Source organism: Aquisalimonas sp. APHAB1-3 (genome assembly GCF_048323695.1).
Lineage (GTDB): Bacteria > Pseudomonadota > Gammaproteobacteria > Nitrococcales > Aquisalimonadaceae > Aquisalimonas.
The window spans coordinates 481,483-498,660 of the sequence record NZ_JBLWFT010000001.1 but is presented as its reverse complement, the minus strand read 5'-3'; the positions used below and the strand labels follow the sequence as shown (position 1 = coordinate 498,660).

General features: G+C 64.9%; 11 protein-coding genes. 5 read left to right on the top strand and 6 right to left on the bottom strand.

The genetic code is table 11. The annotated features are described in order from the left end of the window. The first annotated feature begins 4 nt into the window (after nt 1–4). From ACNSTU_RS02260 to ACNSTU_RS02250, 3 genes are all read left to right on the top strand, one after another. Nucleotides 5–451 carry a DUF6231 family protein gene (locus ACNSTU_RS02260; RefSeq protein ID WP_290635914.1) on the top strand — a complete coding sequence of 149 codons (447 nt, stop codon included), beginning with the start codon at nt 5–7 and terminating at the stop codon, nt 449–451. A 124-nt stretch (nt 452–575) separates the two neighbouring features. After that, on the top strand, nt 576–2,225 hold the full coding sequence (locus ACNSTU_RS02255) for a nitrite/sulfite reductase (protein ID WP_290636819.1): 1,650 nt from the start codon (nt 576–578) through the stop codon (nt 2,223–2,225). Continuing rightward, nucleotides 2,218–2,730, top strand: coding sequence for a DUF934 domain-containing protein (locus ACNSTU_RS02250; RefSeq protein WP_290635918.1), 513 nt, complete (start codon nt 2,218–2,220; stop codon nt 2,728–2,730). Before ACNSTU_RS02255 ends, ACNSTU_RS02250 begins: the two co-directional genes overlap by 8 nt. 19 nt (nt 2,731–2,749) lie before the next feature. Here ACNSTU_RS02250 and ACNSTU_RS02245 read toward each other — a convergent pair whose 3' ends face one another. Together ACNSTU_RS02245 and ACNSTU_RS02240 are read right to left on the bottom strand one after the other, a co-directional pair. Further along, on the bottom strand, nt 2,750–3,616 hold the full coding sequence (locus ACNSTU_RS02245; protein WP_290635920.1) for an alpha/beta hydrolase: 867 nt from the start codon (nt 3,614–3,616) through the stop codon (nt 2,750–2,752). Further along, nucleotides 3,613–4,890 (bottom strand): MFS transporter, encoded by a 1,278-nt coding sequence (locus ACNSTU_RS02240; RefSeq protein WP_290635922.1) that lies wholly within the window; start codon nt 4,888–4,890, stop codon nt 3,613–3,615. The genes ACNSTU_RS02245 and ACNSTU_RS02240 overlap by 4 nt, the downstream gene beginning before the upstream one ends. Nucleotides 4,891–5,054: 164 nt before the next feature. Between ACNSTU_RS02240 and pepN the strand changes: the two genes are divergently transcribed. Together pepN and ACNSTU_RS02230 are read left to right on the top strand one after the other, a co-directional pair. Beyond that, nucleotides 5,055–7,676 (top strand): aminopeptidase N, encoded by a 2,622-nt coding sequence (gene pepN / locus ACNSTU_RS02235; protein ID WP_290635924.1) that lies wholly within the window; start codon nt 5,055–5,057, stop codon nt 7,674–7,676. Nucleotides 7,677–7,700: 24 nt separating this feature from the next. Then, nucleotides 7,701–9,809: a carboxy terminal-processing peptidase gene (locus tag ACNSTU_RS02230; RefSeq protein WP_418212045.1), complete on the top strand. Its 2,109-nt coding sequence runs from the start codon at nt 7,701–7,703 to the stop codon at nt 9,807–9,809. A 47-nt stretch (nt 9,810–9,856) separates the two neighbouring features. Here ACNSTU_RS02230 and ACNSTU_RS02225 read toward each other — a convergent pair whose 3' ends face one another. From ACNSTU_RS02225 to thrC, 4 genes are all read right to left on the bottom strand, one after another. Then, the gene (locus tag ACNSTU_RS02225; RefSeq protein WP_418212044.1) at nt 9,857–13,087 is read right to left on the bottom strand and encodes an EAL domain-containing protein; all 3,231 of its coding nucleotides are present in this window, start codon (nt 13,085–13,087) and stop codon (nt 9,857–9,859) included. 120 nt (nt 13,088–13,207) lie between these two features. Then, entirely contained in the window at nt 13,208–14,953 is a 1,746-nt protein-coding gene (recJ, locus tag ACNSTU_RS02220) for a single-stranded-DNA-specific exonuclease RecJ (RefSeq protein WP_366925965.1), read from the bottom strand. After that, nucleotides 14,950–15,975, bottom strand: a complete 1,026-nt coding sequence (locus ACNSTU_RS02215) for a hypothetical protein (RefSeq protein WP_290634932.1) — start codon at nt 15,973–15,975, stop codon at nt 14,950–14,952. Before ACNSTU_RS02215 ends, recJ begins: the two co-directional genes overlap by 4 nt. A 52-nt stretch (nt 15,976–16,027) precedes the next feature. Next, nucleotides 16,028–17,164, bottom strand: coding sequence for a threonine synthase (thrC, locus tag ACNSTU_RS02210; protein WP_418212043.1), 1,137 nt, complete (start codon nt 17,162–17,164; stop codon nt 16,028–16,030). Nucleotides 17,165–17,178: the final 14 nt, after the last annotated feature.

The following is a 17,178-nucleotide window of genomic DNA, read 5'->3' as shown; positions in this document are numbered from 1 at the left end:
ACGGATGCTGGCCAACGTGCTTCATCAGGAACAGCCGGCAACCTACCTGGTAATCGGCAATCCTGCGCCGCTTGACCCCGGCCCGGATGTCGCCGACGGCCCGGCGCCGACGGGCCTCGCGCTGGAGGCAGCGACCGACCTGCTGACCGAACTCGGACGCCAGGATCTCGTACTGGTTGGCGGGTTGGAGGCGCTGCCACGCAAAGACGGTGAAATCCTTCTTTCGCGGCTGCGCGACGTCTATGCCCGCCGCGTGCTCGCCCGGGTGGTGCTGGGCGGCACCTGGCGACACAATGACATGACCGCCTTCGGTTTTACCCGACTCGCGGAGATGGACCCGGCTGACGGCGTCCTCTACGGATTCGACGTCGCCTCTTACAAGACCACGCCCGACTGGCTCAACCCCCGTTACTGGGCCAATCCCGAGCTCTGGGACAAATACCGCTGGTAATCCGTAACGCCCTCAAATAACCGCACCGCCTTAATTTATAGCCAAATATTCCTTTTCCGTATAACCGGCCACTGCTACGGTGCGTCCAGACTTGGCGGCCCCCTTGAGGACACGACGGAATCCTATGTACAGGTATGACAGTTTCGATCAGGCGCTGGTCAACGAACGGGTTGAGCAATTCCGGGGGCAGACCCGGCGCTTCCTCGCGGGTGAACTGAACGAGGAGGAATTCCGCCCCCTGCGGCTAATGAACGGGCTGTACATCCAGCGCCATGCGCCGATGCTGCGGGTCTCGATTCCATACGGCCTTCTCAGCAGCGATCAGCTACGCATGCTTGCCCACATTGCGCGCACATACGATCGCGGCTTCGGCCACTTCACCACGCGCCAGAATATCCAGTACAACTGGCCCCAGCTGGAGCGCGTGCCCGACATCCTGGCCGATCTGGCAAAGGTCGAGATGCACGCCATGCAGACCAGCGGCAACTGCATTCGCAACATCACGTCCGACCACCTGGCCGGTGTGGCGGCAGACGAACTGACCGATCCGCGGCCTTACTGCGAGCTGATCCGGCAGTGGGCGACGCTGCATCCCGAATTCTCCTATCTGCCGCGCAAGTTCAAGATTGCCGTCAGCGCCTCGGACAAGGATCGCGCCGCCATCCGCGTCCACGACATCGGTCTGCAGATCGTCCGCAATGATGCCGGTGAGCTCGGTTTCGAGGTCTACGTGGGCGGCGGCCTCGGCCGAACCCCCATTGTCGGCGAGCGGATCAGCGATTTCGTGCCCGTGCGCGAGCTGATTTCCTACCTGGAGGCCATTCTCCGGGTGTACAACCTGAACGGCCGCCGGGACAACATGCACAAGGCGCGCATCAAGATCCTGGTCCGCGCCATGGGCATCGAGGCCTTCCGTGACCAGGTGGAGGCCGAGTGGCAGCACCTGCGTCACGATCCGGAACTGCAGTTGGAAGAGGAGGACGTGGCCTACATGCGCGGCTTTTTCCAGCCACCGGCCTACGACACCGATGCCGGTGAAGGCGATCTGCAGGCGCAGCTTGATGCCGACAGGGCGTTCGCCAACTGGCATCGACACAACACCGAGGCCCACCGGCAGGATGGCTACCGTGCGGTTTTCCTGTCACTGAAAGCACCCGCCATCGCTCCCGGGGACATGACCGACCGGCAGATGGACGCGGTTGCAGACCTGGCGGAACGTTTCGGGTTCGGCGAGGTCCGCGTGACGCATACCCAGAACCTGGTGTTGGCCGACGTACGCAAGGACCAGCTCCACGCCCTCTGGCAGGCGCTGCGCGACCTCAACCTCGCCACGCCGAACATCGGCACGATGACCGACATGATCGCGTGTCCGGGGCTGGATTTCTGCAGCCTCGCCAACGCCGGTTCCATCGACGTGGCGAAGGACATCAACGAACGCTTCGACAACATCGACTACCTCTACGACCTGGGCGACATCCGCCTGAACATGTCCGGCTGCATGAACGCCTGTGGCCACCACCACGTGGGGCACATCGGCATTCTCGGCGTGGACAAGAAGGGACAGGAGTTCTACCAGATCACCGTGGGCGGCTCCTCGTCCAACGATGCCGGCATGGGCGAGCGGATCGGCCCGGCCGTGCCCAAGGACCAGGTGGCCGACACCCTTGAGTCGATTCTGCACACCTTCGTGGAGCACCGGGAAGGTGACGAACCGTTGCTGGATACCTACCGCCGCATTGGCGTGAAACCGTTCAAGGAGGCGGCGTATGCGTAAGATCATTCGCGATGGCGCGATTGCCGAGGACCACTGGCAGCACGTGGCGGATGACGCTGCCCTGCCCGCCGGGGACATCATCGTCGGCTTCGCCCGCTGGCAGCAGGAACGGGATGCGCTGCTTCGCCACGACGGGCGCGTTGGCATCCGCATCGACGGTGACACCAGCCTCCTCGACATCGTCGACGATCTGGAACACTTCGCGCTGATCGCCCTGAACTTTCCCGCATTCAAGGATGGGCGCTGCTACTCCCATGCGCGCGTCCTCAGGGAGCGGTTCCGTTACGGGGGGGAGCTGCGCGCGGTCGGGGATGTGCTGCGGGATCAGCTCATGTACATGTCCCGGGTCGGCATCAACGCGTTCGAGGTGCGTGAAGACCGCTCCATTGCAGACGCACTCAACGCGTTCAAGGAGTTCTCGGGCTACTACCAGATCAACCCGCACGGCCCGATCGCCCGCGACACGCGGCGCCAGCAGCGTCGGGCCGCGGTGGCGGCCGGCTGAGGCCTGTTGTCGATGCCGCTCAGGCGGCTTCGGTCAGGAGCTCATCGCCGCGCTCGATGATCCAGTCGCGGATTGCCCGCGCCGGCAACGACCAGCCCGTCTCCAGCATCATGGCGTGGGCCATGTCGGGATAGATCTGCAGATCCGCGCGGTAGTTACGCGCCGTACGCTTGACTTCACTAATGGAGAACAACGCGTCCCGACCGGCGCCCAGCACGAGCATGGGAGGGATGTGCATGCGCCAGCGGCGCGGCAGATCCATGAAGGTCATGTCCATCAGGGCACGTTGCGACTCGCTCTGCATGCGCGCCCCATAACCGTCCCGCAGTACCGGGTCCAGATCATCGGAGAAAATCGCACGACCCGCGTTTTCGGTGTCCACCAGCTCGCGCGCGCCGCCCTGCACCATGGAGATCTGTGCGAACAGCAGCGGATCGGACGTCATCAGACGCATTACGGAGCTGCTGAGCCCGCCCGGCGGCACGGACGCCATAAGCACCGCACCCGCCGCCTCGTACTGCTCCAGGTACTTCTGCACCACCATACCGCCCATGGAGTGGCCGATGATCACCGGACGGCGATCCATGGATTCGACCACGTTATGGACGTCCGCCACGTAGTCGCGCACGCCAGCCTGATCCAGGGAATCCCGGCCATGGCTGGTTCCGTGACCACGCAGGCTTACGGCGTAGGCGTCGAATCCCTGCTCCGCGAACCAGGGCAGAAAGTGCTCGTCCCAGCACCAGGCACCGGCGTAGGCGCCGTGGACGAACAGCAGAGGCGGCGCGTCGCGGCGGTTCTCCGCGGCAGGAGCGCGATGGACAACCTCCAGTTCCGGCTGCTCCAGGGCAGCAAACGACCCGAAACCGAAAAATCCAAACATCATGTCACCCCCTTGTACCGCCGTGGCAGCAGAAACCAGATAAAGGCTGCGACCTGCAGGGCCAGTACACCCCCGAATGCAAGCGCATATCCTGATGGAGCATACCCCTCACCATCAGGGAACTCACGGACTTCGATCACAAACCCTATACCCCACTGCAACACGAAAGCGCCCGCGAACACAGCAAGATTCACCGCCGTGTTGGCCCGGCCGGAGAGCGCGGCAGGAAACTGCTGCGAGATCATGGCGTAAACCAGCGTGCCCGAGGTGCCGAAGAATGCGAACGCCATCCACAACGGCACCACACCCGCTTCCGGCTGCAGCACGAGAAACAGCTTGCACGCCAGGAACAGGGCGACGCCCAGTGTCAGAACCTGTACCGGCTGCACTCCCCGGCGCACGAGACGGTCGCTGATGACGCCCCAGGCAGCGAAACCGATGGCCATGGCGAGTGCGATCAGAAGCAGCGTGTCTGCCACAGCCTGCCGGGACATTTCCGCAACGTCGCGCATCCACGGCCCTGCCCACAGCCCCTGGATGGCGAGCGAGCCACCCTGGGTAAGCATGGCCAACGGCGCGATGCGCCAGAAGTAGGTACTGGTCAGGACATGCCGCAGACCGGCGAGCTGGTCACGGAGCCCGCCTCCGCGGGCATCCCGATCTTCATCCGGGACGACAAACCACACCGCCAGGGCCGTGACCACGCAGGCGACGGCCAGCCCCAGGAAGATGGTTCGCCAGTCCGTCCATCCCAGCGCCATTTCCACGGGGGTGGTGGCGGCCATGGCACCGAATCCGCCGAACGCCAGCAGACAGCCGTTGACCAGCGGAAGTCGTTCCGCCGGAAACCAAGCGCTGAACGCCTTGAAGCTGGCCATGAGACAGGCAGAAACGCCGAGGCCGATAAGCGCACGCCCGACGCTGAGTTCGGCCATGCCCTCCCCCGTCGCAAACAGCACGGAACCCGCCCCCGCAATCACGAGGAGCACCGCCTCCACGCGGCGCGGACCGTACCGGTCCAGCAGCACCCCCAGCGGCAGCTGGAACAGGGCAAACGAGAGGAAGTATGCCGCCGTGAGCAGCCCGAGATCGGATGCGGAAAGGCCCACGTCGCGTTCGAGATCCGTGGCGATCACCGCGTTGACCGTGCGGAACAGGTACGACAGAAAATACCCCGCCGCAAAGGGCAGGAACACCATCACGAACAGCTGCCAGAGCGAGAAGTCCCGCGCCCTGCTCTCCGCCGCCCCCCTTTGTTCGTTCGCCGAGTGACTCAATGCCCACCCCCATCCGTTCGAAAGCGCAGATAGTAGCAATTCCAGGACGATGCAAGGGACAGGAGCGGGCCGTACTGCTATCGTGCCGATTCCGACATTCTGCATGCCTGACTGCAGTGTCTGTCGCGCAGCAGGGACGCTTTACGCTGATGATGAGGAAGCCAATGACGTCATTGCAGCCGGTTCGGCTCAGGGACTACACGCCGCCAACCCATCAGGTGGATGCCCTGGAACTCACATTCGAACTCGGTGACGCCTGTACAGAAGTCCGGTCCCGATTCCGAGTGCGTGCCAATGTACCCGCCGGCGAGGATGCACAGCCTCTGCGTCTGCACGGCCGACACCTGGAACTGCGCTCACTGCGGGTCGATGGCGCGCCGGTGCCGGAAGACGCCTGCCTGATTGACGCCGAAAGCCTCACGCTGCTGACGCCGCCTGATCACGCCATCGTCGAGATCGTGACCGTGATCCGCCCGCAGGACAACACCGCGCTGGACGGCCTGTACCGCTCCGGGGGGCTGTTCTGCACACAGTGCGAGCCCGAGGGCTTTCGACGCATCACGTACTTTCCCGATCGCCCCGACGTCATGACGACCTACACGGTCACGCTGATCGCCGATGCCGAACGCTACCCGGCGCTGCTGGCCAACGGCAACTGCGTCGATTGCGGCATGCTTGCCGACGGCCGCCACTGGGCCACGTGGCATGACCCGCACCCAAAACCCACCTACCTGTTCGCGCTGGTGGCGGGTGACCTCCACCGGCATGAAGAGCACTACACCACACGCTCCGGCCGCACCATACAGCTCCACCTGTATGTGGAGCACGCCAACGCAGGCAAGACGGCGCATGCCATGCGCTCCCTCCGCAAGGCCATGCGGTGGGACGAGGATACCTACGGTCTGGAATACGATCTGGACACCTACATGATCGTCGCGGTGGACGACTTCAACATGGGCGCCATGGAGAACAAGGGACTCAACATCTTCAACACGGTCTGCGTGCTGGCCGACGAGACCATCTCCACCGATGGCGACTTCGAGACCGTGGAAGCCGTGGTGGCCCACGAGTACTTCCACAACTGGACCGGCAACCGCGTCACCTGCCGGGACTGGTTCCAGCTCAGTCTCAAGGAGGGCCTGACGGTCTTCCGCGAACAGCAATTCTGCGCTGCCATGGGATCGCCGGCGGTGAAGCGGATCCAGGACACGCGGCTTTTGCGGTCCATCCAGTTTCCGGAAGATGACGGCCCCATGGCCCACCCCGTGCGGCCCGAGTCCTACCTGGAGATCAGCAACTTCTACACCGCGACCGTGTACGACAAGGGCGCGGAAGTCATCCGCATGTACCACACGCTGCTGGGCGACGACGGTTTCCGCCGCGGCATGGATCTCTACTTCCGGCGCCACGACGGCGAGGCCGTCACCTGCGAGGACTTTCTTGCCGCCATGGCGGACGCCAACCACATGGACCTGGATCAGTTCGCCCGCTGGTATACCCAGGCCGGCACGCCGGTGCTCCGGGCCAGAGGGCACTACGACTCCGCAGGCCGCCGCTACCACCTGCAGCTGAGCCAGCACACGCCCGCCATGCCCGGCCAACCGCACGCCCTCCCCTTGCACCTCCCGGTACGGCTGGGGCTGCTCGGCGGTGACGGCCGTCCACTGCCACTGCGCTTGCACGACGACACCGGAACGACGCCGCTGGAGCGCGTTGTCGCCCTCCGGGACACCAGCATGGAACTGGTTTTCGAGGATGTTCCGGAGGAGCCGGTTCCAAGCCTGTTGCGCGGCCTCTCGGCGCCCGCGCTGCTCGACTACCCCCACACCCCGGCCGAGCTGGTGACGCTGCTCGCCCACGACCCTGATCCCGTCAACCGGTGGGACGCTGGGCAGCGACTGCTGCTCGATGCGCTGCTCTCCAGCGTGGAACACAACCACGCGCCGGACCTCTCCGAAGCGCTCCGGGACGCCGTGGACCGCGTCCTGTCACGCTGGCAGACGGATCCGGCCTTCGTCGCGGAGGTCCTCACCCTGCCCGGTGAGGACTACATCGCGGAGCAGCAGGCCATCGCGGACGTGGACGGGATCCATTCGGCGCGCGAATCCCTGAGAACCCGGTTCGGCACCGCCTTCGCCGGGGCGTGGCGTGCCATCCACACCGAATGCGACCCGAATGCCGCAGATGTGAACGGCGCGGCAGCCCGCCGCCTGCGAAACCTGGCATTGTCATACCTCGGGGCAGCCGGTCAGGAGGGGCTGGAACTCGCCATCCGGCAGTATCACGGCGCCACCCACATGAGCGACCGTCTCGCCGCGCTGGAGGTAGTGATTGAGCATGGAGGTACCGCAGCGGACGATCTTGTCGCCGCTTTCTACGATGAATGGCGGCACGAACCGCTGGTGGTCAACAAGTGGCTGCGCCTGCAGGCGACCGCAACGGAACGTGACGCCCTCGAGCGGGTTCGGCGGCTCACCGACCACCCCGGGTTCGACATCCGCAACCCGAACCGGGTGCGCGCCCTGTTGGGTGCCTTCAGTCAGTCCAACCCGGCCGCCTTCCACCGGGCCGATGGCGCGGGGTACCAACTGCTGGCCGACCACGTGATCAAGCTCAACGCCATGAACCCGCAGGTCGCCGCGCGCCTGGTGCTGCCCCTGGCCCGCTGGCGCCGGCTGGATCCAGCTAGGGCCGGCCGCATGTTTGAACAATTGGAACGGATCGGAAATGCGCCTAAGCTGTCGAAAGACCTGCAGGAAGTGATTACGAAGAGCCTGGCCTCCTGACCAATACTCGGATACGTGCCCTGAATGATAGGTAATACAATGCTGAACTCACTGCTACGCCGCATCCTGATCCCGGCCATGGCGCTCATGCTGGCCGGCGGCCTGAGCGCGAGCTGGGCGGACACCGACAGCAACGGCTATGTCGAACCCTCCAGCAGCCACCCGGAAACGGCGCGCCTGATTGCGAGACTGCTGGCGCATCAGCACTTCGGCGAACTCTCCATTGACGACGAACTCTCCGAGCGGGTACTCGATACTTACCTGGATGTTCTCGACCCCGAGCGCTACTACTTCACTCAGAAGGACGTCGATGAGTTCCGCAATCACCGCCACGACCTGGATGACATGCTCATGGAGGGGGACATCGATCTGGCCTACCGGATCTATGACCGCCTCAAGCGGCGCGCCATCGAGCGGGCGGAGTTTGCGCACGACGTACTCGACGGCGGCATCGACTTCGACACGGACCAGACACTGGAGTTGAACCGTTTCGAGGAAGACTGGGCTGCCGACGACGAGGCGCTTGACGGGCTCTGGCGGCAGCGCATCAAAAACGACGCCCTCACCATGCTCCTAGGCGGAGAAGACGAAGAGCAGACCATGGAACTGCTCCGGAGCCGTTACAAGAACGTCGCGGATAACATGGAGCGCTCGGATTCGGAGGAGATCTTCGAAAACTATATGGGCGCCTGGTCCCGTTCATTCGATCCTCACACCAACTACCTCTCGCCGCGCAACTCGGAAGAGTTCGACATCCAGATGCAGCTGTCGCTGGAAGGCATTGGGGCGATGCTGCGGACTCGCCGCGACTTCACCGAGATCATGGAACTCGTGCCCGGCGGCCCGGCTGACCAGAGCGGCGAACTCTCCGCGGGCGATCGCATCATCGGGGTCGCCGAGGAAGACGAGGAGATGGTGGACGTGGTCGGCTGGCGGCTGCAGGACGTCGTGGATCGCATCCGCGGACCAAAGGAGTCCACCGTGCGCCTGCGGATCATGCCCGGCGATGACTCCGATTCCGCGCCCCGCACCGTAACGCTGGAGCGCAACGAAATCGCGCTTGAAGAGCAGGCCGCGCAGAAGGAGGTTCGGGAAATCGAACGGGATGATGGGACGCACCGTATCGGCGTGATCACGATTCCGACCTTCTACACCGACTTTGCCGCTGCCCAGGCCGGTGACGACGACTATCGCAGCACCACACGCGACGTGCGTCGCCTGCTCGATGAACTCAAGGAGGAAGGGGTCGACGGGCTGATCATTGACCTGCGCGGCAACTCCGGCGGCTCACTACAGGAAGCCGTGGACATGACCGGGCTGTTCATGCCCGGGGGACCGGTGGTGCAGATCCGCCGTAGCGACGGCCAGACCGAGATCATGCGCGACCAGGACCGGGAGACCGCCTACGAGGGGCCACTTGCGGTCATGGTCGACCGTCAAAGCGCATCGGCATCAGAGATCTTCGCCGGCGCCATGCAGGACTACGGTCGCGGGATCGTGCTCGGCGAGCAGACCTTCGGCAAGGGAACGGTGCAGACCATGGTCGACCTGAGCCGCTTCAGCAACGATCCCACGGCCGAGACGGGCCGCCTGAAGATGACCATTGCCAAGTTCTACCGAGTCACCGGCAGCAGCACGCAGAAGAAGGGCGTGATCCCGGACATCGGTTTCCCGTCCGCCTTCGACGACGACGAGCTTGGCGAAGGCGCGGCCGACAACCCGCTGCCCTGGGACGAGATCGAACCGGTGGATTTCACCCGCCTTGACGAGCCGGGCAATCTACTGCCCCTGCTCAAGGAGCGGCACGACCACCGGGTTGCCGATCACCAGGCCTACAACGCGTGGCTGGACGAACTGGAGCAGATTCGGGAGGCACGCAACCGCACCGAGGTCTCCCTGAACCGGGGTGTTCGGGAACAGGAGCGCGAGGCGCGCAACGAAGCACGCCTGCGCAAGGCGAACGAGCACCGGGAGATTCAGGGCCTGGAACCGCTGGATAGCATCGACGATCTCGAGCGTGAGGACGGTCCGGACACCGTACTGGACGTCAGCACGGAGATTCTGGCGGATTTCTACCTGCTGAAACACGAACCGCAGACCGCCCAGCGCTGGGGACTGAGCACCGACGACTGACGCTCACCGGCCCACTGCCCCGGCGCGTACGCTCAGGCGCGCCGGGATCAGTGGCTGCTGAACACCCAGCCGGACTGGTGGTCCATTTCGACCATCGGGCGAGGCATGGCGATACCGAACCCCTGAGCGTAATCCACCCCGATTTCAGTGAGGGCCCGTCGCAAGGCGTCACTCTGCACGAACTCCGCCACGGTTCGCTTGTCCATGACATGGCCAATTTCGTTGATCGACTTTACGAGGGCGCGGCTGACCGGATCCGCCACCATGTCTTTCACGAAGACTCCGTCGATCTTGATCGAGTCCACAGGCAGATTCTTCAGATAGCCGAATGACGACAGCCCGCTGCCGAAGTCATCCAGCGCAAACCGGCAGCCAAGCTGCCGCAGCCGTCGCATGAAGTCGGTCGCCACGGAGAGATTCCGGATGGCGGCGGTTTCAGTGATCTCGAAGCAGATCTTGCCCGGATCTATCCGAGCGGCGTCCAGGCGGGAGAGGATCCAGCCCAGGAAATCCTCCTCGCCAAGGGATAGACCGGACAGGTTGATGGCGCAGGTACTCAGCACATCCATGTGCCCCGGACGCGCCTCCAGCCAGGACAACGCCCGGTCGACCACCCAGCGGTCGACTCCGGGAATGAGGTTGAAACGCTCGGCGGCGGGCAGAAATGCCGAGGGCATGGTCAGCGCACCACTATCACCTTCCATCCGCAGAAGCAGTTCGTAGTGCACCTCAGCGGTGTCACCCTGCAGGGGGACAATAGGCTGGTAGTAAAGCCGGAAACGGTCTTCCGACAGCGCCTCCCGTATACCACTCACCCACTCCATCTCCCCGTGGCGGCGCGCCAGTTCGGCGTCATCCTCCCGGTAGACGTGGATGCGGTTTCGCCCCTGGTCCTTGGCGGCGTAACAGGCCGTGTCGGCGACACTCATGATGTCGTGCAGGGTGCCCGCCGTACGCAGTATCGGCACCAACCCGATACTCACCCCGAGGCCAAAGTTGCGCCCGCCCCAGCTGAAGTGAAAATCGCCGATTGCGCGGCGCATGTCGTCGGCCACCGCGTGCGCGCTGGCCTCATCACGGTCTTCCAGCAACACACCGAACTCATCGCCCCCCAGCCTGGCCAGCAGGTCGTTCTCGCCGATCTTCTCCCGCAGCATGGTGCTCAACTGGCGGAGTAGCTCGTCACCGGCCATGTGCCCGCAGGTATCATTGATGACCTTGAACTGGTCCAGATCCAGGTAACACAGCACGTGCTCGGCATCACGGTCCCGCACCTGCTCCAGTAGCGCCCGCAGGCGCTGCTCGAACTCCCGGCGGTTGAATAGCCCCGTGAGGGCGTCGTGACTCGCCTGGTAACTGAGCTCTTCCGAGAGTTTGCGCGCCTCGGTGATGTCTTCGCAGACCACCAGCACCGGCAGCGCGCCTGCGGCGTCCGCCTGCGCCCGGGCACTCACTCTGACCCAGATGACAGCGCCGTCCCGCCGGCGCAGCTGTGAATCCCAGCGGTGCACCCGACCCGGTGAGCTGACACATTCCTGTAGGTTGTCGTCAACCTCCGGCGCGGCGTCGCCATTGTGAAGCACGTCGAAGGGCAGCCCCACCAGATCCTCGATCCCGAAACCGAGCGTACGAGCGGCAAACCGGTTCACCGACTGGATGAACCCCGCTTCGTCGACCGTAAAGAACATGGAGGGGTTGTCATCGTAGAGCGCACGGTACCGCTGCTCGCTCTGCCGCAGAGCCGCTGCGGCTTCCGCCCGCTCGGCATTGATCAGCGCCTGCGCGAGCTGGTCCGCCATGGCGCCGACAAAACCCACTTCATCCAGCTGCCACGCACGCTCGCCGTCGACCTTCTCCACACAGACGATCCCGACCATCCGGCCAGAGACACGGATCGGCGCATCGATCATCGCCGTGATGCCACGGGGCCGCAGATAGGTCTCCCGCAGCCCTGCGACACGGGCATCCCGCTCGGTGCACTCCACTGCCACCGCGCGCCCGCTCTGAAGCCCCGTCAGATAACCACGGTTGGCGTCGGTACTGATCACGAAATCGTCGGTTTCGACCTGCCCGCGGAACGCACGCAGACAGGCGCAGTACAGGGCATCATGGGCGGTGTTGAACAGCCAGACACTCACCCGCTCAACCCGCAGTACCATCTGCACCGCCGCGGTGACTTCCTCGTAGATAGCCTTGAGATCGCCATCCGCGAGCGCACGGCTGGTCGCCAGCTGCCCCAGGCGCAGGTGCTGCTCCCGGGTCCGGCGCAGGTAATTCATCTGTTCGCGCTCGACCTTCTTGCGGTCACTGACGTCGAGAACGGACAGACGGATACGCTGACCGTCACTCGCCGGCAGGGAGACGGCGCGGACCTCACAGGCGATTTCCTGGCCGCCCTGATCCTGGAAAGACCAGTCAAGGACCACGCGCTCACCATCCAGACAGCGACGGATGACTTCTCGCGCCCGTCGACGGGAATCGCTGCCGTCCGGCTGGCGTGGCGGAAGAAAGCGCTCCGGATTCACCCCGGTCAGCTCGTCGCGGTCGACGCCGAACAACCGGGTAGTGTTGCCATTACCATCCACGATGCGGTTGGTCGCCAGGTCGAGCACAATGATCGCCTCGGCGGAGTTCTCAATGAGGTCCTGATAGCGTTGTCGACTGACGATCAGGGACTGGTCCATCTCCTGGCGTTTGAGAACCCCCAGAATCATCTTTCCAGTCAAGGACAGCAACAGCTCCAGGTCGGTGGTCCACTCTCTGGCCCACCGTGCCATATCAAATCCAACGGAACCGATCCGCTGTCCATTGACGATCAATGGGCAGATCAGGACAGCGCGCACCTGATGCGACTCCAGAACCTCACGGTCCCGTTTCGCATCGGGAGGCATCCGCCGCACATCGGGGATATTGACGATGCGCCCGGCATCAAGCTCGCCGGAAACCCACCGAAAGGTGTCGCCGGGCAAAGGCTGCAACCGATGGCGGGTGGGGTGGACGTATTCCGATGACCACTCGTGTGTACACCGCAGTCCGTCGGCGTTGGCCTCGCGCTGAATCAGGTACGCCCGATCCACCTCGGCCAGCGTTGCGATATCGCGTAGCGCACGATCGATCTCAGAGCCGACGTCGGACGCCTGCACACTGATGAAACGACTCGCGAGGTCGGCGATCACGCGCAGGAAATCGCAGCGCTCGTCGGCCAGCGCCGATTCGATTCCTTCGCCAATCGCCCCCGCCCCTTCGAGAGCGGAGTCGTCCGTTCCACGCTCTGTCATTCACCACCGGCCGTGTTGCCTGAGCTTGCTGGCCGTGTAGTTCCGCCAGCGCCCTGCTCCGACATGCTAAACCAAGCCGCGGTCAAAACCACGCCCCCGCGGACGAATCTGCCAGCCGGGTCACACTCCCGCGCGCTGCAACTGTTCCACGATCAGCTGCAACGACTCGCGTCCCCGCCAGGTGTTGACCTCGAGTCGATACGCAGCGTGTACGTGACCATCAAGGTCTTCCCCCCACCCCGCATCGACGGCACGGAAAGCGATTGCGTCGACAGCTTCCCGTCCACCCTCGGGACGCAAACGGAGCTTCAGGTGACGCTCCCCCACCACCCGGGCGCCCACGACTTCGAACACACCGTCGAAACGCGGCTCGGCAAACTCCTGGCCCCAGGGGCCGCCGTGGCGGATCGCCCGGGCCATCTCCAAGGTCAGATCGGCGGGCGCCAGTGCGCCGTCAGTAAGACACACGCCATCAAGCGCGCCATCACCCAGACGCGCGTCCACCACGGCCTGGAAGTGCTCACGGAAGGCCGTCAGCAGAGCTTCGTCCAGGCTCAGGCCAGCCGCGGCGGCATGGCCACCGAACCGGCGGATAAGGCCTGGCTGCCGGGTTGCCACCTGCTCCAGAGCATCGCGCAGGTGCAGTCCGCCGACAGAGCGCCCGGAGCCTTTCAATTCGCCGTTGCCAACCGGTGCGAAGGCGATCACTGGTCGATGAAAGCGCTCCTTCAGTCGCGACGCAACAATCCCGACAACGCCCTGGTGCCATCCCGGGTCCGCGACACAGATGGCTGTCGGGGGGCCCTGCTCCGTATCCAGCGAGCGGCTGAGGTCATCCACTGCCGCGACGGCTTCGGCCTCCATCTGCGCCTCGATATGCTGACGGCGGCGATTGAGCGCCTCCAGGCGCTGGGCATGCCGGTTTGCATCACTGACCGTTGCGGACAGCAGGCACTGGATTCCGACCGCCATGTCATCCAGGCGTCCCGCAGCATTCAGGCGGGGGCCCACTGCGAAGCCGAGATCACCGGCAGTGCACGCATCCCCCGACCGGCCGGCGATATCCAGAAGCGCGCGGATGCCGGGGCGACAACGGCCGGCACGAATGCGCCGCAGCCCCTGTTCCACGAGCACCCGGTTGTTGTGATCGAGCGGCACCACGTCCGCCACCGTGCCCAGGGCAACCAGGTCCAGGTAATCCGCCATGCGGGGCTCCGGCCGACTGCCGAACCAGCCCGCGTCACGCAAATGCTGGCGCAGCGCCGCGAGCACATAGAAAATCACGCCCACGCCGGCGAGGTATTTGCTCGGGAAGGCATCACCGGGAAGATTCGGATTGACCAGTGCGTCGGCGGCCGGCAGATGCTCTGGGGGCAAGTGGTGATCGGTGACCACCACCCGGACCCCTGCGTCCCGGGCCGCGGCCACACCATCGATGCTGGAGACCCCGTTGTCGACGGTGATGATCACATCTGGACGGCGCTTGAGCGCCTCGGTGACGATCTCCGGGCTGAGGCCGTAGCCGAACTCGAATCGGTTCGGCACCAGGAAATCCACCGCCGCGGCACCCATGTCCTGCAGCGCGAGCATCGCCACGGCGCAGCTGGATGCGCCGTCCGCATCGAAATCGCCGACAATGAGGACTCGCTGGCCACGGGTCACCGCCGTGGCGAGCACCTGGACAGCAGCATCCAGACCGGAAAGCGCCGTTGGCGACGCGAGTCTGCCCAGTTCCGTGTCGAGTTCGGCGGCGCTGCGGATACCACGGGCGGCATAAACGCGCCGCAGCACGGGATGCACTCCATCGATCCGCTCGACGTCGTCGGCATCCACGGTGCGCCTGCGAATGACCCGTCCGTGCATCATTCCGTCAACAGCAGCCGCGCCAGGGATCGGGACCGCCGCCAGAATGCCCAGCGATCCCGGCGACGAATGGTCCAGACACCGGCAGCACCGGTATCGATCTGCACCGCATCACACGCCCCTGCGGCGAGCGCCCTGTCGAGAACGGGCGTCCAGCCGCCGGCAATCCCCGACAGCGCGGCCTCCCACTCCTGAAAGGTCTCGCCATCGCTCACCACCGGCATCGCGCCCGCGAACAGCGTATCGCCCTCGCCCGCGACCAGGGACTCATCCGGGCACGCAGGCCAGCCGCTCACCATGACGCCGGCACGAAGGCCGAGCCCTGTCACCAGTGGATCGTCGCTGAATACCCGGGCCCAGCGACTGCTCACTTCCGGCAGGTGGCCCCCGCCCCAGGGCCAGATCCCGTTGACCGGCGCCATCCCGTGCATCTCCCGCTCCTGATTGACCGGGTGCGCGTGGAAAAACATCTGGATCTCGTTAAGCCGCGCCCGCCACGTCGCTGCATCGTCGCCCGTGGGCAGCGCCGCATCCACGGACCCCCCGAGCACACAGTGAAGCGGCGTGGTCTCCAGGTCGGGCGTGGCGGTGCAGCGCAGATACCAGCGTCCCGGCGCACCGATGTGGAGTTCGATACCGTCGCCGCCGAAAAACGCGTTGAAATCCCGCACAAGGCGGTCGGCTTCGTGCGCCTGCAGAGCCAGGGTATTCGGGCCAAGCAACCGGACCTGATCCCGGTCAGCCACGAGCTGCACGGGATCCGCCCGCAGCCAGTACCCGGCCCCCGGGTCCCCGCCATCGCCGAGAAAACTGAGCGGCCCCACGGGCGGCCGCTCCGAGGACGGAGCCAGGGTGAACCCCGGGGCGATCAAAGGCTGGTGCCGCTTGGAGCGTTGCCGCCGCCCGCGGGAGAGAAACCCGGCAAACCGCTCCAACGGCGCGTCGGACGCAATGAGATTGACTGCATCCGCCGGCAATGGCCCGAGCAATCCCGGCAAACGAAGATAGAGCACCGACTCGGCCATACGCTGTCAGCCTCCGTCCCGGGGCGCCACGGCAACCCGTGGCGCCCCGGGTTTACAGCCGATCAAGAATGGCGCTGCGGACAGCGTCCAGTTCCGCGGGAATGGTGGTGATGGCGTTGGCCGACTGCTGGATGGCGATATCCGGATCCTTCAGGCCGTGACCCGTGAGCGTGCAGACGACAGTGCTGCCCTCGGGGATCTTGCCGCTGCGGATGTCGCGCATGGCGCCGGCCACGGATGCCGCCGACGCCGGCTCACAGAACACCCCTTCCCGCGCAGCCAGCCAGCGCTGCGCCTCGAGGATCTCTTCATCGGTGCACTCGTCGAACCAGCCACCGGACTCCTGGCTGGCCTTCCAGGCGTAATCCCAGGATTGCGGGTGCCCGATCCGGATGGCCGTGGCCACGGTGTCCGGATCTTCGATCATTTCACCACGCAGAAACGGCGCGGAGCCACTGGCCTGGTAGCCCACCATGGTCGGGCGATCACCGACGATGGCGCTGGCGTACCGGCACTGGCCATGGCAGAACGAGCAGGCATCCGTCAGGTGATCACTGCGGCGGCCTGCGGATTCGCAGTAACCGATCCAGTGCGCGGTGATGTTGCCCGCGTTACCCACCGGCAGGCAGTGGTAGTCCGGTGCGCGCTCCAATTCCTCGACAATCTCGAAAGCCGCCGTCTTCTGCCCCTGCAGGCGGTACGGGTTGATGGAGTTGACGATGGTCACCGGGGCGTGATCGGCCATGTCCTTGACGATCCGCATGCCGGCGTCGAAGTTGCCGGCGATCTGTAGCACCTCGGCACCGTGCATGATGGCCTGGGCCAGTTTGCCCATGGCGATCTTGCCATCGGGGATCAGCACGAACGCCTTCATCCCGGCCCTGGCGGCGTATGCGGCGGCAGACGCGGAGGTGTTCCCGGTGGATGCGCAGATGATGGCCTGGCTGCCCTCTTCCAGCGCCCGGGTCACCGCCATGGTCATCCCCCGGTCCTTGAACGAGCCGGTGGGGTTGAGCCCTTCATACTTGACGTACAAATCGACGTCGCAGCCCAGATCCTTGGGGATGTTGTTCAGCCGGATGAGCGGCGTATTCCCCTCGCCGAGGCTGATTGGGCGAGCGTCATCGCTCACCGGCAGGCGGTCACGGTACTTGGCGATGAGGCCGGTATAACGCGTTCGAAAAGGCATTGTCTGCTTCCCTG